The organism is Deltaproteobacteria bacterium, assembly GCA_016210045.1.
Lineage (GTDB): Bacteria > UBA10199 > UBA10199.
The window spans coordinates 185,417-206,715 of the sequence record JACQUX010000038.1 but is presented as its reverse complement, the minus strand read 5'-3'; the positions used below and the strand labels follow the sequence as shown (position 1 = coordinate 206,715).

At 61.9% G+C, this 21,299-nt stretch carries 19 protein-coding genes; 8 read left to right on the top strand and 11 right to left on the bottom strand.

What is annotated here, in order from left to right:
* Positions 1–137 precede the first annotated feature (137 nt).
* Positions 138–3,632: a methionine synthase gene (metH, locus tag HY696_11445; protein ID MBI4239010.1), complete on the top strand. Its 3,495-nt coding sequence runs from the start codon at positions 138–140 to the stop codon at positions 3,630–3,632.
* Here the strand turns inward: metH and HY696_11440 are convergent.
* The 5 genes from HY696_11440 to HY696_11420 all read right to left on the bottom strand — a co-directional run bounded on the left by HY696_11440 (position 3,625) and on the right by HY696_11420 (position 7,909).
* Positions 3,625–4,311 (bottom strand): cytochrome b/b6 domain-containing protein, encoded by a 687-nt coding sequence (locus HY696_11440; GenBank protein ID MBI4239009.1) that lies wholly within the window; start codon positions 4,309–4,311, stop codon positions 3,625–3,627. The genes metH and HY696_11440 overlap by 8 nt on opposite strands.
* A gap of 9 nt (positions 4,312–4,320) precedes the next feature.
* Positions 4,321–5,373: a cytochrome c3 family protein gene (locus tag HY696_11435; GenBank protein MBI4239008.1), complete on the bottom strand. Its 1,053-nt coding sequence runs from the start codon at positions 5,371–5,373 to the stop codon at positions 4,321–4,323.
* Positions 5,370–5,564 (bottom strand): hypothetical protein, encoded by a 195-nt coding sequence (locus tag HY696_11430; GenBank protein ID MBI4239007.1) that lies wholly within the window; start codon positions 5,562–5,564, stop codon positions 5,370–5,372. Before HY696_11430 ends, HY696_11435 begins: the two co-directional genes overlap by 4 nt.
* Positions 5,565–5,627: 63 nt before the next feature.
* Entirely contained in the window at positions 5,628–6,296 is a 669-nt protein-coding gene (locus tag HY696_11425; protein MBI4239006.1) for a response regulator transcription factor, read from the bottom strand.
* Positions 6,297–6,301: 5 nt separating this feature from the next.
* Positions 6,302–7,909, bottom strand: a complete 1,608-nt coding sequence (locus HY696_11420) for a HAMP domain-containing protein (GenBank protein MBI4239005.1) — start codon at positions 7,907–7,909, stop codon at positions 6,302–6,304.
* 325 nt (positions 7,910–8,234) lie between these two features.
* Here HY696_11420 and HY696_11415 point away from each other — a divergent pair, with 325 nt between their 5' ends.
* Together HY696_11415 and HY696_11410 are read left to right on the top strand one after the other, a co-directional pair.
* A complete protein-coding gene (locus tag HY696_11415; GenBank protein MBI4239004.1) occupies positions 8,235–9,218 on the top strand; it encodes a hypothetical protein in 984 nt (327 codons plus the stop codon).
* 65 nt (positions 9,219–9,283) lie between these two features.
* Entirely contained in the window at positions 9,284–10,069 is a 786-nt protein-coding gene (locus HY696_11410; protein MBI4239003.1) for a sulfite exporter TauE/SafE family protein, read from the top strand.
* 3 nt (positions 10,070–10,072) lie between these two features.
* On the opposite strand, the gene HY696_11405 is transcribed toward HY696_11410, so the two are convergent.
* The gene (locus HY696_11405; GenBank protein MBI4239002.1) at positions 10,073–10,678 is read right to left on the bottom strand and encodes a lytic transglycosylase domain-containing protein; all 606 of its coding nucleotides are present in this window, start codon (positions 10,676–10,678) and stop codon (positions 10,073–10,075) included.
* 192 nt (positions 10,679–10,870) lie between these two features.
* On the opposite strand from HY696_11405, the gene HY696_11400 reads away from it, so the two are divergent.
* Both HY696_11400 and HY696_11395 read left to right on the top strand, forming a co-directional pair.
* Positions 10,871–12,091 (top strand): MFS transporter, encoded by a 1,221-nt coding sequence (locus tag HY696_11400; GenBank protein ID MBI4239001.1) that lies wholly within the window; start codon positions 10,871–10,873, stop codon positions 12,089–12,091.
* Complete coding sequence (locus HY696_11395; protein ID MBI4239000.1) at positions 12,084–12,572, top strand: hypothetical protein; 489 nt, start codon at positions 12,084–12,086, stop codon at positions 12,570–12,572. The genes HY696_11400 and HY696_11395 overlap by 8 nt, the downstream gene beginning before the upstream one ends.
* A gap of 21 nt (positions 12,573–12,593) precedes the next feature.
* Here the strand turns inward: HY696_11395 and HY696_11390 are convergent, their stop codons facing one another.
* The 4 genes from HY696_11390 to HY696_11375 are packed head-to-tail and all read right to left on the bottom strand — an operon-like array spanning position 12,594 to position 16,899.
* The gene (locus tag HY696_11390) at positions 12,594–13,655 is read right to left on the bottom strand and encodes a DUF4340 domain-containing protein (protein ID MBI4238999.1); all 1,062 of its coding nucleotides are present in this window, start codon (positions 13,653–13,655) and stop codon (positions 12,594–12,596) included.
* 3 nt (positions 13,656–13,658) lie between these two features.
* Entirely contained in the window at positions 13,659–15,260 is a 1,602-nt protein-coding gene (locus HY696_11385; GenBank protein MBI4238998.1) for a GldG family protein, read from the bottom strand.
* 5 nt (positions 15,261–15,265) lie between these two features.
* Positions 15,266–15,976, bottom strand: a complete 711-nt coding sequence (locus tag HY696_11380; GenBank protein MBI4238997.1) for an ABC transporter permease subunit — start codon at positions 15,974–15,976, stop codon at positions 15,266–15,268.
* Positions 15,973–16,899: an ATP-binding cassette domain-containing protein gene (locus HY696_11375; protein ID MBI4238996.1), complete on the bottom strand. Its 927-nt coding sequence runs from the start codon at positions 16,897–16,899 to the stop codon at positions 15,973–15,975. Before HY696_11375 ends, HY696_11380 begins: the two co-directional genes overlap by 4 nt.
* A gap of 101 nt (positions 16,900–17,000) precedes the next feature.
* Between HY696_11375 and HY696_11370 the strand changes: the two genes are divergently transcribed.
* The 3 genes from HY696_11370 (at position 17,001) to HY696_11360 (ending at position 20,679) form a co-directional block, all read left to right on the top strand.
* Positions 17,001–18,731 carry a hypothetical protein gene (locus HY696_11370; GenBank protein ID MBI4238995.1) on the top strand — a complete coding sequence of 577 codons (1,731 nt, stop codon included), beginning with the start codon at positions 17,001–17,003 and terminating at the stop codon, positions 18,729–18,731.
* A gap of 57 nt (positions 18,732–18,788) precedes the next feature.
* Positions 18,789–19,844, top strand: a complete 1,056-nt coding sequence (locus tag HY696_11365) for an efflux RND transporter periplasmic adaptor subunit (protein MBI4238994.1) — start codon at positions 18,789–18,791, stop codon at positions 19,842–19,844.
* A gap of 82 nt (positions 19,845–19,926) precedes the next feature.
* Complete coding sequence (locus tag HY696_11360; protein ID MBI4238993.1) at positions 19,927–20,679, top strand: phosphodiester glycosidase family protein; 753 nt, start codon at positions 19,927–19,929, stop codon at positions 20,677–20,679.
* 13 nt (positions 20,680–20,692) lie between these two features.
* Here HY696_11360 and HY696_11355 read toward each other — a convergent pair whose 3' ends face one another.
* Positions 20,693–21,298: a hypothetical protein gene (locus tag HY696_11355; protein MBI4238992.1), complete on the bottom strand. Its 606-nt coding sequence runs from the start codon at positions 21,296–21,298 to the stop codon at positions 20,693–20,695.
* Position 21,299: the final 1 nt, after the last annotated feature.

Genomic DNA, 21,299 nt, shown 5'->3' with positions numbered 1-21,299 from the left:
TTTTGCCTTTTGATTTTTGCATTTTGCCGTTTGCATTTCCCTCTCACCCCTTGACCCCCGCCCCTGGACCTTAGTAAGCCCCGCGCGTGGAACTGTTGACGCTTCTACAACGGCGCGTGCTCGTATTCGACGGTGGCATGGGCACGATGATCCAACGGGTCGGGCTGACCGCGGACGATTTCGGCGGCAAGGCGCTGGAGGGGTGCAACGAATATCTGGTCGTCACCCGCCCAGATACGATTGCCGACATTCATACCCGCTATTATGCGGCCGGCGCCGACATCGTCGAGACTGATACGTTCGGCGCCAACCGGATCGTATTGGCGGAGTACGACATCGCTGCACAGGCGCAAGAACTGAATCGCAGCGCCGCCGCGCTCGCGCGACGGACCGCCGACCAATTCGCCACGCCGGAACGACCGCGCTTTGTGGCCGGCTCGATCGGTCCCGGCACTAAACTCGCCACCTTAGGGCAAACCACATTCGACGAATTGCGCCTTTCATATGCCGAACAATGTCTCGGATTACTCGAAGGCGGCGTGGATCTCTTCGCGATCGAGACCTGTCAGGACTTGCTGCAAGTCAAGGCCGCGATCGTCGCGGCGCACGAGGCGATGGCCACGGCCGGACAGCGCGTCCCGATCCTCGTCTCCGTCACGATCGAACAGACCGGCACCATGTTGATCGGCACCGAAATCGGCGCGGCCTGCACGGCATTGCTGCCGTATGGCATCGATCTCTTCGGAATGAACTGCGCGACCGGTCCGAAGGAGATGGAAGACAACGTCCGCCATTTAAGTCAACACTGTCCCGTCCCGATCGTGATCAATCCAAACGCCGGACTGCCGGAAAATGTCGGCGGCCACGCCCATTACCGCCTCACGCCGGAGGAATTCGTCCAGTGGCAGACGTATTTCGTCGAGCATTACGGCGTCGCCGCAGTTGGCGGCTGCTGCGGGACGACCGACGAACATATCCGCGCACTCTCCATCGCGCTGGCCGGACGAGCGCCCAACGCCCGCACGGTGGAATGGACGCCCGCGGTGAGCAGCATGTACACCGCGCAAGCGCTCGACCAAGAGCCGCGGCCGTTTCTGATCGGCGAGCGGACCAATGCGAACGGGTCGAAAAAATTCCGCGACTTATTGCAACGCGACGATTGGGATGGCCTGGTCGAGATGGCGAAAGAACAAGTCGCCGAAGGCTGTCACGCGCTCGACGTTTGCGTAGCGTACGTGGGCCGCGACGAAGTGCGCGATATGACGGAAACGATCCGCCGCTATGTCACGCAAGTTCCGCTGCCACTCGTGATCGACACCACCGAGCTCCCGGTGTTGGAGCACGCGCTCGCGCTCGCCGGCGGACGCTGCCTGATCAACTCGATCAACTTGGAAGACGGCGACGCGCGCGCGCGGCGTGTCTTGGAACTGGCGCGGCGCTTCGGCGCCGGCGTGATTGCGCTGACCATCGACGAACAAGGGATGGCGAAGCGCGCGGAACAAAAAGTCGCCATTGCGCAACGGATCTATCGCCTCTGTGTGGAAGAATACGGCCTGAAGCCGGAAGATCTGTTGTTCGACACGCTGACGTTCACGCTCGGCAGCGGCGACGCTGAATTTCATGATGCCGGCGTCCAGACGCTTGCCGGAATTCGCCAAGTCAAGGCCACATTGCCCGGCGTGCGCACGGTCTTGGGCGTCAGCAATATTTCGTTCGGCCTCGATCCGGCGGCCCGCGTCGTGTTGAACAGCGTCTTCTTGCACGCCGCTGTCGAGGCCGGGCTCGACGCCGCCATTGTCCACGCCGCGAAGATCTTGCCGCTCAACCGAATCCCCGATGCGGCACTCCAGTTGGCGCAGCGGCTGGTGCACAACGACCGCAGCCAAGGCGATCCGCTCACGGCGTTCATGGCCTATTTTCAGACGAACCGTTTGGAGACGGGTCCCAGCGAAGCGGAGGATCGCGCCGCACCGCTCGAAGAACGGTTGAAACAACGGATCATCAACGGACGCCGCACCGACTTGGAACCGTTGCTCCGCGAGGCAATGGGGCGCTACGCGCCGCTCGAAATTATCAACACGATCCTGCTCGACGGGATGAAAGTCGTGGGCGAGTTGTTCGGCGCCGGCAAGATGCAACTCCCGTTTGTGCTCCAGTCGGCGGAAGTCATGAAAGCCGCAGTGACATTCCTGGAACCGCACATGGAGCGGGTCGAGGGCCAATCGAAGGGGAAGATCGTGTTGGCAACGGTAAAAGGCGACGTGCATGACATCGGAAAGAACTTGGTCGATATCATCCTGACCAACAACGGCTACACGGTCTACAATCTCGGCATTAAAGTCCCGTTGGAACAGATGTTGGCGGCGGCGGAACAGCATGCGGCGCACGCGATCGGGATGTCGGGCTTGCTGGTGAAGTCGACGGCGATCATGAAGGAAAACTTGGAAGAGATGTCGCACCGCGGCCTGGCGATCCCAGTGATCTGCGGCGGGGCGGCGTTGACGCGGCGCTTTGTGGAGAGCGACTTGGCGAGCGCGTATGGGCGGGCGGTGTATTATGGTAAAGATGCGTTCGAGGGGTTGCGGGTGATGGAAGCGGTCGTTTCGGAATGCAAGGTGGCAGCCGGAGACGGGATGGGGTCCGCGGGGGGGCACGCGTCGGCTGCGGCTTACGCGCCGCAGCCGCGCTCATGCTCGCCCGCTGCGGTATCAACAACATCGTTGCAGCGGGCTCCGCAAGTCCCCCCCGCGGACCCCATCCCGTCTCCGGCTGCATCGCAATCCTCCACTTTATTGGGGGGACGAGGCAGGCGCTCTGCCATTAAGATGGCGGCTTCAATCCCTACGCCGCCGTTTTGGGGGACGCGGGTGGTGGGGGATATTGCTGTGGGGCAACTGTGGCCGTTGATTAATCGGACGGCGTTGTTCAAGGGGCAGTGGCAGTTTCGGCAGGGGCAGATGCGGAAGGCGGAGTATGAAGCGCTGGTGCGGGAAAAAATTGAACCGATCTTTCGCGAGTTGACGGGACGCGTGGAGCGGGAGGGGATTTTCGCGCCGCAGGTGGTGTACGGATATTTCCCCTGTGGCGCGGTGGGCAATGACGTGATCGTGTTGGATCCGGAGACGCGGCAAGAGCGCGTGCTGTTTACGTTTCCGCGGCAGCCGCGAGAGCCGTATCACTGCATTGCGGATTTCTTCCGGCCGCTCGATGCGGGCACGATGGACGTGATCGGGCTGCATGTGGTCACGATCGGCGCGCGCGCGAAGGCCGTGTGTCAGCAGTATTACGAAGCGGGCAATTACACGGATTACCTCTATCTCCACGGGCTTTCGGTCGAAACGGCGGAGGCGTTGGCGGAATATTGGCACCGGGCAATCCGCGTGGAACTTGGCATTACGGGAGCCGACGCGACAACGATCGAGGGACTGTATCACCAAGGGTATCAAGGGAGTCGGTACAGTTTCGGATATCCCGCGTGTCCGAATTTAGAGGATCAGGCGCTGCTGTTTGAATTGCTGCAACCGGAACGGATCGGCGTCAGTCTCAGCGAGACGTTCCAAATGGATCCGGAAGCCAGCACGTCGGCCTTGATCGTGCACCATCCCGCCGCGCGCTACTTCGACGTCAAGTGAGCGGCGGCGTCTCCGCTTCGCGCTGCAGGCGTTCGTATTCCAACGGATGTTCTTTCTTCATCCGCTCTTCCGAAATGTTGCCGGTGAACATACTGGTATCGAGCGGGAAGACTTCGGGGCTGAACACCACGCCGTACAAATGCCAAACGACGATTACGAGCAGTGCCAACATTGCCTCATTGCTGTGCGCCACTTTAGCGGCGGGGATCAACACCCCGGGCAACCACTGCGTGAACCATGCCGGCGCATAGAGCAGCAGCCCGGTGGCGATCATCACGGCGCTCCCCATCAGCATGCCCCAATATTCGAACTTCTGTTTGTAATCGAATCGATCGCAGCGCGCTTCGTGGTCCGTGAGCCCCATGTAATAGCGTAGATTCGTGATCGCGTCGGTAAAATCGCGTTTCGTCGGCAGCATCGAGGGGGCAATTTTTTTGCGCAGAAAGCCCCAGACGCGCGAGCCGACATGCCATACGGTCAGCGCAGTAAAAACAAAACCGACCACGCGATGTAGTAATCGGGTGTAATCGATCCCGCCACTGTGGGCGATGATCCACTGCGACACCTCGGCTCCGTAGTATTTTTGTGGCAGCCCGGTCCACACCAACAACAGAAAACAGAGCGCGACCAGCCAGTGCTCCAGACGATCTTGCCGGGTAAAGCGTATCCACTTTCGCACAACCGCCTCCTATCGATTCACGATCGCTCGCCAGATATGGAGCAAGATATGGAGCGCCAGCCCCCCGATGATGAACGGAATAAAGATCCGATAAAAGAGCTTCACCGCGTAGACGAGCGGCGCCTTGGTCGGCGTCGGCTCGTAATGCGACAGCCACGCATCGGGAAAGTGCTCCGAGGCCTCCGGATGACAGCGCCGGCACTGTTGGACGAGATTGGTTTTCATGACGGTTGAATTCGGCGCATCGGCTCGACTGATATTATGAACGCCGTGACAATCGATACACCCCGCCGTCACTGCGGTCGATTCGGGGGCGCCTTCCTGTCGATGCAACTGCACCGAGACGCCATGAAAGTCGTTCAGATACGTGCGCAAGACGTCCGTTGAAAGACCGTATTTGGCCATTAACGGGGCGTTGGCATGACACCGTCCGCAGACCTCCGGGGACTCCAAATGAAATTGCGCGGACCGCGGGTCCTGAATATTGTGGGCCGTATGGCAATCGGTGCATACGGGAACGTCTTGGTTGTTGTCGCCGAGCAGCGCCGCGCCATGCACACTCGTGGCATACGTAGCATAAATTGTATGATGGCACGTGGCACAGCGCCGCGAGATGCCTTGGCGATCCGCGGCCGGCCGTTCCACATCATGGGCGCCGTGGCAATCGACGCAGACCGGCGCGTGCAGCGCCCCTTGCGCCAGCATGTCGTAATGCACGCTTTCCAACAATTTGGTGTAATTGGAAAAATGGCACCGCTTACAATTTTCATACATCGCCAGCGCATATTGGCGCCGCGTCGCAAATGCCACAGTCCCGCTCGGATGCGACTCCAGCGCCACATCATGGCAGTCGGTGCAGGAGAGTTGCGCGCCATGCACCGATCCGGCAAACTGCTGCGGGTCGACGTGCAAGACCAGCGACTCGCCGCTCGACAACGACGTGGTCAACGTCGGATCGTCATGGCACGCCAGACACGCGGCATTTTTCTCTTGGCTCTGCGCCTCGACTATCGGCCCCAACAACAGCCCGCACAGCCCCACGACCACCCAGCAGCGCTTCATGCCTTGTCCCGTACCCTTCTCTCCACCGCGTCTGCGCAGAGGCTCACCGCCCGTCGCGCCGCCCGCCCCGCCCACACGATGCCGTGATAGAACACCATCGTGAAGCCGATGAACGGGAGAAAGATGACGTACAGCAGGCCCAACAGCGACCCTGTCACGAGCATCCCGATGGCTTGCAATGTGGTTTTCATACGTACCTCCTTCTTGGTTCGCCACCAAGATACGATGTCGGCCACACTTTAACCATTGGGCACTCACCCGATTTCTCCCTCTTTAATGCCCGAGAGCACGCCTTTTTCGATCGCGAACCGCACCAGCGCGGCCCGATTATGGAGCCCTAACTTGCGCATCAGGTTGTCACGATGCGCCCCCGCTGTCTTCACGCTGACTTTCAATACCGTCGCCACTTCTTTCGCCGTGCAACCTTCCGCGAAGAGTTTCAGCACTTGGCGCTCGCGATCCGTCAAGAGTTCGTACGGATCGGTCACTACGTGCTCCCCCCGATCACGCAGATATCCGGCAATGACGTCGGACGCGATCGTCGGATCGAGATAAGTGCGGCCGCGATGCACCGCGCGAATCGCGGTCAACAGTTCACTCCCAAGGGCGCGTTTCAGAATGTAGCCCAAGGCACCGGACTTGAATGCGCGATAGATATACTCCGGATTGTCGTACTGCGTGAGGATCAGGACTTTACTCCGCACGCAGACCTGCCGCGTGGCTTCGAGCCCACCGAGCCCCGGCATCGCGATATCCATCAAGACGACATCCGGCCGCCGTTCCTCAACCCGCTCGATCGCCTCTTGGCCATTGGCCGCCTCACCGACCACCACCATATCCTCCGCGGCCGCGAGCAACGCGCGGATGCCCTCCCGCAAAATCGCGTGATCATCGACAATCAGCACATTAATCGTGGCCGTGATGGGTGTCATCGCAGTGGAACCTCCACGCGGATCTTCGTGCCGCGTCCCGGGACCGCGTCGATCTGCATCCGCCCGTCGACTAACGCGACCCGCTCTTGCATCCCTGCAATCCCGAAGCTCGCGGCCGCCGCGGGATCGAATCCGCAACCGTCATCTTCAATCGTGACGTGGAGTACGTCGTGTTGCTGTTGCGTGCAAATGACGACTCGCTGCGCCGCCGCATGACGACAGACGTTTGCCACCGCTTCCTGCACCACGCGAAAGACAGCCGTTTCCAGCGCCGGCGCCAAGCGCGGATGCGACTCATCGAGAAACAATTGCGTCGCAACGCCCGTCGCCGTGAGATTGTGTTTCACCAACCAGCGGATCGCCGAATTGAGTCCGACATCGTCCAAGATCGACGGCCGCAAATTGCGCATTAACCGCTGCATGTCGTCGAGCACTTGAATGGCCAATGCGCGCGCCTCCTCCGGCCGCTGCAACTCGAGTTTCAGCAGCAGCGCGGCCATCTTTTGCGCCAAGTCGTCGTGCAGCTCCCGTGCAATCCGCTTCCGTTCTTCCTCTTGTGCCGTAATGATCTTCTGGGTGCGTTCCCGGATTTTTCCTTCCAGTTCCCGATGCCAGGAAAACAACCGGACCCGCATCACTTCGAAGTGGCGACTGAGCACGCCCAGTTCGTCGCCGCCCAGCAGCGGGACCGGCCGCGCGAAATCCCCATCGGCGATCTGCTGCGCGCTCCGTTGCAACACCGCGATCGGGCGCGTCACACTGCGGGCCATGCCGAGCGCAAACCCGAGTCCGACCAGCAAAAGCAACAGGGCCAGCAAGACGGCTCGCGTTTGCAACGACATCACAGACCGCCACGCCGCGCTTCGCGGTTGCCGCACAGACACTCGCCACGGCGCCACGGCCAGCGCGGCCTCCGTGACGGTCGCGGAGACATCATCATGCGCCGTCGTGACAGCGGTGGTGTCGGACCATCCCGTGCGCCACACCGCGACGCCATCGCGATCCAACACCTCGATCATGCCTGGAAGGTCGGCCGCTGCCGGAAACAGCGCCGTGACCCATCCCGTCTGGGCCGGGTCGATCAGGCCGCCGATGATACCGAAGCTGCCCCCGCGCCCGTCACGCAACGGCAACACCATGAGGATCCACCGCGCGCCCCCCGCCCCGTCGGCCGTCACCGTCGTCACTAACGGTTTATGCAACGATACGGCCGACCACGCGACCGCCGGCACGAGGGCATCCATCGGCTCGCGCAACGGGACCGCGCCTTGCGCGTCTTGCAAAAAAATCCCCTTCCGAAAAAGTGACGTGCGGACCATGCCGTGAATTGCCACCCGCTCCGGCTCCCAATCGGCGTCGTGCAGATCCACGCCCGGCAACAGCGAAAGCCCGCTCAACGTTGTGAGTTGGGATTGCAGCACGTGATCCAGATGCCGAGCCACCAACGTCGTCACGCGCTGTTGTTCGGTGACCCTGCGGTCGATCGCCTCGCGCACATGGGCCACGCTGTACATCAAGACCATCGCGATCGAGATACCGAGTCCCACCACGGAGAACAGCAAGATCCGGTGTTTTATGCTGAGTGTGCGCGCTTGCGGCCCCATACCGGCTATCGGACGCCTGCCGACGCCGAGACGCCATGACCGCAGTCATTCGATATCAAATCATTTCCGTTGCACGGCGCCGTTCGTTCTGCGATACGCGTCCGCCGTGCACTTGTCGTTCGCCGACTGACACAACTTTTCCGGCAGATTGCCGATACCTCTTATGATGGGTACGCGACCGCCCCGGGGACCCGGGGGAGGACCTTTTGGACCGTTTCGGGGCCGCATGGGCGGGGGCGGCAAGTTGCGCCCGGGCACCGGCACTGCCATTGGCGGGAAATTGCACGTATTTCCCGGCGCCCCGACACCATTAATACCAAAGCCGATGCAACGCGCAGCGCCCGTGGCACTCCGCGCACCCGGCGCGCCCACGGCTCATGCGCGCGTCGCGCGCTTCGTCCCCGGCACCGTTTTGCTCGCACGGCGCCTCTTCGAGAGCCGCGTGCCCCCGGCAGAAGATGCGGCGCCTCGGCGCGCGGAACGACCACCGCATCCCAGTCGTAGCGCGGAACGCGCACGCCGTGCCACGCAACACCGCAACACGGCAGCGTTGGCCGGCAAACTCAGCCCATTGGACCTGATCGCGCCACTCTCGAATACCTCGGATCCGCGCCGCTGCATCTATGCCTCGGCCCTGCGGCAAATGGCTCCAGATCCTCGGGAGCCTCTCGTCATTCGCTATCACGTCGCCGAGACGCCACCCGAAGAACGAGATTTCGCGTTAGGGCTGGCACGGATGACCAGCCGCGATCCCGTGACGCTCGAAATCGAGCTCCTTGCCGACCGCGATCCTGCGCTGGCCTTTGCGAATCTCATCGACGAAATCCGATTCCGGACGACGCTGCGACACAAGCTCGATCGCTTTGCCGCCTGTTTCCCGCCGCTAGCGGACTTGCAGCGCGTCGCGACCGAATGTGACGCCGACTACGGAGGCCTGGCTGGCTATTGTGCGGACTTGGTGGATCGGATCAGCGATGCGTGGATCACCGTGGAAGTCCTCGTGAAGGGCGTGGAACATGCGACGCAACTGATGGAACAAAAACTCGCAGTCCCGCCGGCGTGGCAACATTTACTGGTCGATTGGCATCTCGATCCACCCAAAGCCCGTATGGCGCTCACGAAGGCGGCCCTCCGGCGTTACCATCTGACGCAAGCCCCGTGGAGCCCAGCGCTCATGACGGCGATCGCTCGCAATCCGCTACGAATCGTCCAAAAACGCCCGGCCCCAAGAGCCGCCGCAGCTGCAGCGCCTTCACTCGACAGCGTAGTCGAAACGCTCGATCGGCTCGGATTTCTCCCCGAGATCTAACGACACGGCAATACCACCCTAGACAATCCGGATGATTTCGTGCGAGAGACATTCGCTATCAGCCGATGGATCTCGTACTCATAGCCGTGGTTTCGTTGGGGGCATCGTTTCTTTCCCTCTTTTCCGGATTCGGTCTCGGCACCATTCTGTTGCCCGTGTTCGCGATCTTCCTCCCCACCGATATGGCCGTCGCCGCGACCGCGATCGTCCATGGCGCTAATAATGTACTCAAGGTGCTGGTCGCAGGCCGACTGGCCGATTTCAAAATCGTCTGGCGCTTCGGGCTTGCGGCCATTGCGACGGCCTATGTGGGAGCGGTATTGCTGGTCCGACTGGCGCATCTCCCTCCATGGTTTTCGTACCAATGTTTCGGCGCACGCGACGTCAGTCCGCTGTCATTCGTCTTAGGCGTACTCATCTTGGGCTTTGCAGTGCTGGAGTTGCACCCCGGATTCAAACACCTCTCCTTCAACCGCAAATATTTGCCGCTCGGCGGAATGCTCTCCGGCTTTTTCGGCGGTCTCTCCGGCCATCAAGGCGCCTTACGTTCCGCGTTTCTCACGAAAGTCGACCTGACACCGCAGGCGTTCATCGGGACCAACGCGGTGATCGGCCTGGCCGTGGATGCGATCCGGTTGCTGACGTATGGGACGATGCTGTCTACATTCCACTGGCGGACGCTCCCTGTCACCGCTGAAGGCCGGATGATCCTGACCGGCAGCATCGCTGCGGTTTGCGGCGTCCTGCTCGGGATGCAATTCCTCCACAAGATCACGATGACGACCATCCAGCGGCTCACGGGGCTGCTGCTCGTGGTCATCGGCCTGCTGATGGCTGCGGGATTGTTGTAACGCTTAGCCGGCGGGACGCGCGAGGGCCGCGTATTGGCGATAGTAGCGGATCACTTTCGGCACATATTGGACGGTTTCGGCGTACGGAGGAATACCGCCGTGCTGTTCGACGGCACCGGGCCCGGCGTTGTACGCGGCGAGCGCCAGCAGATAATCGCCATGAAAGCGGTTGAGCATTTGGCGGAAGTAGCGGGCCCCGGCAAAGACGTTCGTGGCCGGATCATACGGCGTTTCGACCCCGAGTCGCCCCGCGGTCTGCGGCATCAGTTGCATCAGCCCCATCGCGCCTTTCGGAGAACGCGCTAACGGATTGAATCCCGACTCGACATGAATGATGGCCGCAATGATCGCCGGATCAAGCTGATACCGCTCTGCGGCCGCGATGATAATCGGCGCCAGCGGGTGCTGCGCCAAGCGGGGGATGCCGCGGAACTGGACTCGCTTTCCCAGCGCGGGACGGCCCCGCGTGACGGCAACCGCCTCCCACGGCACGGCGCGGGCCACCAAGCGGACGGCCGTCGGGGCGGGCCACAAGTTCACGCCGCCACCGATCAGCAGCAACGCCAGCCCAATGGACCAACGAATCCGAGGACGCGGGGTACGAGACATAGAGGGCGCTACTTATCCACAGCATCGCCACTCGTCAATCGGCAATTTTGTCGGATAACACACCCATTGCACCCGCGCCCACCTGATGCTAATAGCCCACTTCTAATTCCATCCGAGTGGGGACAGGTACCTTCCAATGCGCGAAAAATAACGATCGCAAGGTACCTGTCCCCACTCGGATGAATGTAACGTATGCGCGCTTTGCTGACATTGCTGCGTTCCTATCCTGGCCCGGTGCTGGGGATCTTCACGACGACGGCCCTTTCTCGGGCCGGGGCGATGGTGATTCCGTTTCTCGCCTTGTATCTGGCGGAACGCTTCCACTTCACGGCGGCGCAGGCGACCAAAACGATGGGCATCTACGGGGCCGGCTCGATCCTCGCCACGGTATTGGGCGGCTACGCGGTCGACCGTTGGGGATGCCGGCGGCTCATCCTGCTCAGTTACGCCGGCGGTGTCGTCACCATTCTCGCGCTGTTGCGGGCACACTCGGTCGCGTGGCTCGTGGCATCCGTCTTTGCTTGCGGCGTCTGTATTGAACTCGTCCGGCCACCCTCCTCGACGCTGCTGACTCATTATATGGCCGGACCTCAGTTGACGAAGGCCTTCAGCCTGCATCACACGATGATCAACATCGGTTTTTTGATCGCCCCGTTGCTCGGCAGCGCGCTGCTGGCCTGGGGCTTCGAGTGGCTCTTTGCGTGGAATGCGGTGGCGCTGGCGGGTTGTTGGGCGATCGCCTGGCGGTTGATTTGGAATGCGCCGTCGACAACAAGCACCGAAGACACGGCACGCGACGACCAGGAAACGTTTTTCGTCGGGCGTTTCGCGCTCGTGATGTTGGTCGAACTGCTGTTTATGATTCCGATGGTCCTCGGCTTCTCCGTGTTGCCGCTTTACATCCATCAGCAGTTGGCACTGCCAACCTGGGTCTACGGCGTGACCGTCTCGTGGAACGCGATCGGGATCATCATCCTCGCATATCCGCTCACGGCGTGGCTCAGTCGCTGGCATCCGTTCATCGGCACCGGCCTCGGCACGCTCGTGCTGGGTGCCGGGACCGCACTGTTTGCCATAGCTCGCACACTGCCGGGACTCTTGGCGGCCGAGGCCGTCGTCACGATCGGCGAGGCGCTGGCCGCAGCAGTGCTGTATCAGTTGATCACATTACAATCCCCGCGTCACCTTCGCGGCCGGCTTTTTGGCATCTCCCACGCCGTCTCCGCAGCTGGGGCCATGGTGGGCCCGCTCGGTGCCGGCCTATTGCTCGACTGGTTTGGCTTCGGCCCCTGCTGGGTACTCTGCGGCACAACCGGCGTGGTGGCGTGCGGATTGTGCATGTATGGGTATCGGGCGTGGGGACACGCCGATGCCACTGCAAACGCATCGGCTCGTAAGAGGGAACATGCGTAACCTGACACTGGCATTTTGCTTGTCGCTCCCGCCCTCACTACTCCACGCCGCCAGTGTCGATACCTGGTGCCGTCCGCCGGAGGCGACGTATTTCAGTTGCACGATCGTCGGGAGCGGAAAGGTCGTGGCGCTCTGTGGCACGCGGCAGCGGGAATCGCTGACGGCGTTGCAATATCGCTTCGGCAAGTTGGGACATTTGGAACTCACGTTTCCCACTGCCCACGGAACGCCGTCGGCCCATTTCCGACTTTCGCGCTATACGCGGTATCAAGTGACGTATCTCACGGTCGCGTTCGACAACGGCGATTACACGTACGAACTCTTTTCCGATTACAACGGCGAGGGCGAGCGGCCGGAGCAACAGCGCGGCATCCGCGTCCGCCACCGTCGCGCTCACCGGACGACGGAGTATACTTGCCAGCCCCCAGTGGAAGACCGCCTCGGCGAATTGGACCGCTGGCTGCCGGTCGTGGATCCGTAGAGATAACGGCAAGGCAGTGCGTTATTCCGCAACCGGCGCAGACGACTCGGCGGTGGAAGCGGGCGGTTCGGCGGCTGGGACCCATTGGGCGACGTCGGCGGTCATCACGGATTGGAAAGTCGTCGGCAACACGAACACGGTATCGCGGTCGGCTAGCTTCGCGAAGTAGGAGCCGTGCGTGGCCGCTTTACCGAGCAACAGCATCCGTTCGGTCCCATCTTGCAATTTGACAATCAAACGATCTTTCGTGTCGTCGAGACCGGTGGTTTTCGGATCCGCAGTTTCCGCGATCTCGACGGCATTGAGTCCGGTCCAGCCGCTGAACCACTCCCGCAATTTCGCCGCATCCAGCGGAGTTGGCGTGGCGACATCGCTGCGCGCGAATAAGCCATCGGGCTGTTTCGCGATCGCCAAGTTGCCGGTCTTGCGGTCGAGTTGCACGGACGTGATTAGATCCGGGTCGAGCTTCCAAATCACTTTATCGCGCCATGGCGCCAAGCGGGTCGGGAAATGGCTGCGCAATTGTTGGCGAACCAAATAGACATTCGGCGCGTCGCCGGCGCGCACGTAGCTGCTCAGGAAATCGGGGCCTTGGCCGCCGATCCGCAGCGAGGCCAACGCCTTGCCTGCGGCGTCGAACGCGCGCACTTGCAGCGCCAGTTTTCCGACTTGCAATTTGTCGTGCGCGTCCGGATTCCGGCTCGCTACGCCGCCGACTTCGAGTTTCGTCAACGTCTCCAACGCCGATGCAATCAGCGTCGCGTCGGCTGGCGACGCCGGCGCGGCCGACACAGTCTCCGGGGCATCCGCAGTCGGCTGCGCCTCCGCCTCGGTCACCGAGGCCTTCAACGTCGACGTCAACGGGCGGATCATCCATTGCGTCCCGTCGCGGACCAACTGTACGCCATCCAGCAGTTGCTCGATCTCGATCCGCGCGATCTGTTCAGACTGCAACCCGGCGAATAGTGGCTGCGACTCCGCGACACGAATCGATTCCCGATCCGGCCGTTCGATCCAGAGGACCACGCCGGCGAATGCGATCGCGAAGAGGAGGTACCAATAAGGACGATGTTTGAGTTGCATACGTTATTGCCCGTACACGGCGCGCAGCGCGGCCCAGCGTTTGCGGCGCAGCGCCAGGCAGAACAACCCGGCGCCGACCACTAACAACGGCACGCCGATCAAGTTCGCATAGCGAATCAGCGCGCGATCCGCTTCGGAAAAATCGCGGCTGATCGGTCGCGCGGTGACGGGACGAGAACGGATCCCGATCAACGCGTCGCCGATCGTGCAGTGATCGATCACGTTGGCAAAAAACGCGACACCTTCGGCGAATTGGCGCTGTCCGACGAAACGATCTTCCAACAAATGCGCGGTCCCGATCACAATCAGGCGGCCCGGCGTCGTCCCGCGCGGCAGTGCGGGTTTTCCTTCCGCAGAGACCGGTCGTGCCAATCCTCCGGCCGCGAACGCATCCGGAAATTGGCCATCCACGGCGACAATCAATGGGAACCCGGCGCCGGGATTGGCCGGAATCGCGCCGGCGGCTGACTCCGGATCGAGCGTGTACGGCGGCTCGCCCGCCAACAACCCGCTCTTCGGTGAAGTCCGCGCCAACACCTTCGCCGTCAGCCCCGCCGGGACGGTCGCCGCTACTTCGAGCGCAGTCGCCCACGGCAACGTCAAGAGTTCCAATTTGCTCACGACCGGATGCTCGCGGTCCAGGCCGGCGCCGCGCAATGCCGGCCAAAAGGGATACGGCACGGTGTACGTGAACATCTGCGATAACATCTGCGATTGGAACGAGGCATAATTCGCCGAGGCATCGGCGACGAGCTTGCCGGTGCTCTGCACGCCATAGGCCTCCAAGAGCGGTTCCAATCCGGACGCCTGCTTGGTCCCGCTAAAGCCGCGTTCTTCGACTTGCACGCGGTCGAGGAACAACACGACTTTTCCGCCGGCGCCGAGATATTGATCGAGCGCGTACGGCAGCTCCGGCGTCGCGTCTTGCGGAGAGACCAGCACGACCGCGTCGAGTTTCGTCGGGTCGAGTTGCGGCGACTTGGCGTCGATGTTCTCCACGCCGTAGCGTTCTTCTAAGAACTTACGCGCGATGTTGAATCCGGAGCCTTCCGGCCGCGTGGTCGGCGCCGCCCAACCGATCTTCGGTTGTTTGTCCCGCGTCAGCTTCACGATCCCGCCGGTCAGCCATTCTTCCAAATGACGCGTCGGCTCGCGCGGGTCGATTTGAATGATTTCTTTGTCGTCGCCGTACAACAACACGAGGCCCATGAAGACGCGCGCCAATTCCTGCTTGTCTTTCTTGACCACATTCACTTCCAGCGGGTTGATCCCGAGGATCATCACTTCGCGTTCGGTCTGCGGATTGGCCTGCGGATCGAGGACTTCGACTTGGATATTCTCCGCGCCATAGCGTTGGTATTCGCCGAGAATGTCCGTAACACCGCGCTTGATCGACGTCAGCTGCGGCGGCAGATCCCGGCTGAAATATTCGCGGATCGTGATCACGTCTTGCAAACCGCGCAGCGTCTCTTTCGTGGCCGCAGCCAGCGTATATTCGCGATTCGCGGTCAGATCGAGTCGCGCGAAATGCCTACTCGCCAAGAAATTGACCACGAGCAGCGTCAGGACAATCGCCACACCGCTAATAGGAGCCGATCGTTTCATAATCGTTATCTACGCTTCAAAATGATTTGCCAATTCACCCACAAAAAGAATCCGATCAGCGAGACGTAATAGACCACGTCGCGGGTGTCGATCACGCCGCGGCCGATCGATTCGAAATGATACCCCAGGCCCAAATATTGGAAAAACGGGACCACGCCCTGCGGCATGGCCACGGTGAAGATCGGTTCGCCGATCACGAGCAACAAGAAACAGGCCACGACCGCGATGATGAACGCGACGATCTGGTTTTGCGTGAGGCTCGAGACGACCAGCCCGACCGCTAAATACGCGCCACCGAGGCAGAGCAGCCCGAGGTAGGCCCCACAGACTGCGCCCCAATCGAGCGTCCCGAGCAACGAGACCGTGAAGGTCATTGGGAAGGTGCACAGCAGCGCGGCGGCGATTAAGCCGAGTCCGGCGAAAAATTTGCCCAACACCACGTCCCGATCCGCGACCGGCAACGTGAGCAGGAGTTCCAACGTCCCTTGTTTCCGCTCTTCCGCCCACTTCCCCATCGCCACGGCCGGGACATAAAAGAGGAAGATCCACGGCATCAGCATGAAGAACGGGCGCAGTTCCGCTTCGCCGATCAGGAAAAAACTGCGGAAGAAGAGAAAGGCGGTCAGCGCTAAATACGTGACCAAAAAAACATACGCGATCGGCGAGCGAAAATACGCGAGCCACTCCCGCCGTGCGATGGTGAGCACCGTGTTCATTGCCGTGTCAACTCCCGGAAGACGTCTTCCAGACTGACCGCCTCGCGCCGCAATTCCCGCAATCGCCAGCCGTTCGCGACCACCCATTGAAACAGATCCTCGCCCGCCACACCGCCGTGCGCCGTGAACACCGCTTCATGCCATTCGCCGTCCAGCCGACGACACGTCACGAGACTCCCCTGATTGAATTGGCGCGCGCGCTCCCGCAACATCCCTTCCGCCGCATTCACGAGCATCGCGAACCGGACTTGCCCCGATTGTTGGTTCACTAATTCGGCCAGACTTCCTTCGCCGGCCAATTGGCCGCGATGGATGATCAGCGCGCGACTACAGACCGCTTCGACTTCCTGCATGATATGCGTGCTGAGTACGACCGTGCGTTCGCGGCCGATGTTGCGGATCACGTCGCGGATTTCCTGAATTTGATTCGGATCGAGGCCGGTGGTCGGTTCGTCGAGGATCAGGACCGGCGGGTGGGGGAGCATCGCGGCGGCCAAGCCGACGCGTTGGCGATATCCCTTCGATAATTCCGCGATCGGTCGCCCGACCACGCTCTTCAGCCCGCACAGTTCGACCATCTCGCGGATCCGTTCCCGCCGCACCGGGGCGGCGAGTTTGCGTAGCGCTGCGATGTAGTCGAGAAAATCGGTCACTTCCATGTCGTGATACAACGGCGCACTCTCCGGGAGATAGCCGATCAAGGCGCGCGCGCCGAGCGGATCGGTGGCCACGTCGATCCCGCCGATCCGCACGACCCCGGCGTCCGGCTGCAAATAGCCCGTCATCATGCGCATGGTCGTGGATTTGCCGGCGCCGTTGGGCCCGAGCAATCCGACCACTTCGCCGCGTTGGATGGTACACGAGATATCCTGCACCGCCCGAATCGCACCGAACGCCTTCGCAATATTCCGGACCTCAATCATGGGCGCCGTATATGATAAGTTTCGCCGCGCGTGTCAAGATGGTGCAACGGCTCGAGAGAAATCTCGACACCCGACAACGAATCACCGATAATTCTTTGGGTATGGTCTGGACTCGTCTTCGTGGTTCTTTGCTGTTGCTGTGCCTTGGGCTGACTGCGGCGCGCCCTGCGGCGACACGGAACTTGGCCTGGCAGTGGCTGTACGGGGCGGCGGACCCTACGCCGCCGACCAACGAGCAGCTGATTCGTTCCCAAATGGCCACCCACCTTTGCCCCAACGGACTCACGGAGACCTGCGCGCAATCGATCACGATGACCTTACAGCAATGTAATACGCTACAACAGACGTTCACCGCGCAACAGATCGGCTCGACCCTTTCCCTCCCCGCGCAGCTGAATACCCTCCAGACACCGACACCGGCCGTCGTGGGGTGGTGGTGTCTGGCGGAACGCTCCATGATCGAAGCCATGGAAGACACCGGTCCCGCGACGTTTGCGGCCATGCTCGACAAGACTGCGGCACTGAGCGGCGGCCCGCTCACTCAGCCGATGATGAACATTGCGGAGCCCGGTGCGTGCCCGGAAAGCGGCGCGGTGAACCCTTTTTGCGACTTCGGCCAATTGCAACCGCCGGGCGAGGAATATACGCCCGGACGCGCAAGCAACGGCACAGTCTCCGGACAACCGCCACTCACCAAGGGCGTGGAAGGGATGGAGGCGCTTTCTGCCAAATGCCTGACTGTGGATCCCACGAAGCTGTTCGGCGGGGCGGCGACACCGAACGAGCAGGCAGCAGAGGCTCCAAGCACAGCGCCGGGAACGAGTGCCGAGGATCCGGGCGCGGCTCCTCGCGAACAGACCGCCAAGCCTGAAAAACCGGAAGGCGGCAATCAAGCAGCGCCTCCTGCGACGGCGGAAGATCCAAACGACTACACCACACCGAATCAGGGGGTGGGGAAACCGATCGAGGCGCCCCCTGTGGAGATCCCGCTCCCGCCGGGATCAACGCCGAAGCCTCCGGAAAATCCGAACGGCAAGAACAAGCAGCGTGGCGAAATTTGGTACACGACCAAAGGAGGATCGACCATCGGCGGATGGGGTGGAAAAAATCCCGACGGGACGTATGGAGGCGGCGGCGGGATCACCAAAAACGTCGGCGGAGAACTCGGTCTCGGCGTGTATCATTCGGGGAGCGTGCATGTCGGGGGCGAGGGCGTCGGCTTCGGACACGCGGAAGTCGGACTGCTCGGCACGTTTTCACCAACGCCCGATGCAGAGACCGCCAATTGGTGCCGTCAGGCCGTCGCGACGATCACGTATGGGTGCTTCGCCGCTAAGGCGCCGCTGATCGATCCCGTTGCCTCCTGCGCACTGCAAAACGCCGGCAAGCAAGCACCCATCATGACGCCTGGGATGCCGCTTCCGACGCCCAGTGGACCGATGACCTGTGGTTGCAATCCAGGTGAGGGTGGGGATCGTGCCGAGGGAACCAGCGCGAACGCGGGAAACGGCGGGACCAGCGGAGACGCAGGCGGGACAAACTCCGACTGCCCGATCTGCTGCAACGAGCAAGCCCCGACCGACATCCCCTCACCCGACGGCCACAACGCCTGCGATTGCTCCAAATGCGGCGGCGGCAACGCTCCCACGCGTGTGGAACGCTGCGCCGCGGGCACTCTTGGCGCCCCGCTCAACACGCGGCTGTGCGGCGCCATCGACCCATCGCCACTGGCGACGCAGCCGATGGAACGCGCCATCACTCCTGCCAATACCGAATCGATGCCGGCCGGAACAACCCTCCCGGCGTCACGCACGTCGCCATCCACACGGTAAGCACAAAAGCCCCCTCTCCCCCTTGACCCCACTCGCTCGACCCTCTATGACCGGCCCATGCAGCGGGGGCTCTGCATGGTGTTGAGTGTGGCCGTGGGGACGGCGGCGTGCGGTCGTCTGTTCAAAGGACACGGGATCGGGCAATCGGTCGTCGTCGCCACCGTGGAATCGCGCCAGGCCAGTCCGCAAATTACCGCTCCGGCCACGTTGGCGGCCAGTGACCGCGCGGAAATTTCTTTTCCTCGCGAAGTGCGCATCGAAAAAATATTTGTGACCGAAGGGGACGTCGTCAATAAAGGCGATCCCATCGTGAGTCTCGATCTGAGCACGCGCCAATCGGCGTTGGCACAATTGCGCGCGACGCGCCGCGAGGCGGCGGCCGAATTCGACCGGAACCGCTATTTGTTGGAGAATCGGGACAAGTTGCGGGACGAGAAAAAAATGGACGATCTGCAGTACGCCGGCGTGGAGAAAGAGGTCGAACTGAGTGCGGCGCGCGCCGAACGCACCGACGCAGAGATCGCCGCGTTGGAACAGGAACTGGCCGCGGGCACCGTCTCGAGTCCAATCGGCGGGATGGTGGTGCGGCGCGGCGCGAGCGTCGGCCAAAACCTCGCCGCCGGCGTGCCGGCGCTGGAAATCGTCGCGCCGGATCCGCTGCTCGCGCAATTCCATCTCACGGCCGACGAAGCCGGATCGATCGCGCCTGGCGACTCGGTCCGAATTCGGATCGAAGAACTTCCCGGAGAGACTTTCGAGGCCACCGTCCGCTTCGTCGGGCCCAGCCTGGAAATGCCGGGCTCCACATTCGCCGTTTGGGCGGCGCTGCCCAATCCACTCGCGGCGCTGAAAATCGGAATGCGCGCGTTCGCGGATTTCCGCACGACCAAGGTCCACGATATTTTTCTCGTCCCGGCCTCAGCGCTCACGTTGAAAAACGGGCGACCCCATGTCTATATCATCCAAAGCGGCGTCGCCCGGCTGCAGCCGGTCGTCGTGAAAGGGATCGACGACGAAGAAGCCACGCTGGCCAGCGGCGTGCACAGCGGCGATTTAGTGGTCGTCAAAGGGGCGGAAGGGCTGCAAGACGGAGCGGTGGTGGATGTGCGGTGAATCGTGACTGGTGACTGGTGGCTGGTGACTGGGGAACGGACCACGTATCACCAGCCACTAGCCACCAGTCACCCCTTAACATATGCGCCTTCGAGCACTCATCCTCTGCCTCTTCTGTCTCCGTATCACGCCGGCGATTGCGGCGCCGACGACGTGGATGACGCTCGCGCCGGGGTTTGAATATGCCAAGCTCGCGGCGGCGGGACCCAATACCGAAAGTTACGTCCACGCGTTTCGGATCGATCCGGCGAAGTATCGCTTCAGCGTCGCGCTCGCCAAAGATTTTTCCCAAAAGAGCACCTCGGTCCGCGAATTGGCGGAGCGCTCGAAGGCACTGCTCGCGATCAACGGCGGGTTTTTTTCGCCGGAACTGGAACCGTTGGGGCTCCGGATTCAAGGCGGCAAGATTCGCTCGCCGCTCAAGAACACCAGTTGGTGGGGTGTTTTTGCAATCCACGGCCATCAACCACGCATCGTGGCGCAACGCGATTTTCGTCCCGACACGAATCCGACGATGGCCGTGCAAGCAGGACCGCGCCTGCTGGTGGATGGCGCCCTTCCTCCGCTGCGGCCCGGCACCGATGACCGTTCCGCGCTCGGGATCACGCCGCAGGGGAAAGTTGTCGTGGCGATCACGGAACACGCGCCGATGGAAACGGCCACGCTAGCCGATTTGTTCCGGCGCACCGAAAAACAGGGCGGGCTCGGCTGTCGGTCGGCGCTCAACTTGGACGGTGGCCGTTCCGCCCAACTCTTTACCCGCTTAGGCCGCTTTCAGCTCCACATCCCGAATTTGAGTGCGATCACCGATGCAGTCGTCGTGTTGCCAAAATGACAACACGACGACTTTACGCCGCGTCGCGCGCTGCGACCACGAGGGTGGTCGCCCCGAGGAGATCATTCAACCAATCGGCTTCCGGCTCCAAGTCGGCCTCGTCGAGAATTTCCAGCGCCGTTCCACCCGCGCGGATCGCGAGTACTTCGCGCGCCCCGGCCGCGAGCGGATATGCACTGACGACGAAATCGACGTCGCCACGCCGTGCCGCGATCGCGAACACGCCAAACGGCAATGCCGCTTGAAATCCCTGCTGTTGGAAGGATGAGAGTACGGCCACCCGCGCCATCGTGTCAGGGAAACGAGGGACCGCATATTCAGCAAAACTGCGGATCGCACGACACCAACGCCGCTCACAATCACGGATCAACTCTATATTCTTGCCGGCCGTGCGCCGAGCATTCATGAGCATGTCGTGCTCGCTAACAACGCCCCACGCCAACTCGACAAGCTGCAACGCCTCTCGGTCGCGGCCGAATTGGTACGGCGTCGGCCGTTGCGCAAACCGCTCCAGCGTGCCAAAGTGCTGCGCCACAGGACGCGACACACGCGCTGTAGCAGGCGCGCCGACTTTGCGCGTCGACCCTTTCAGCCAACGACACAGGGCAGTGATTGCCATA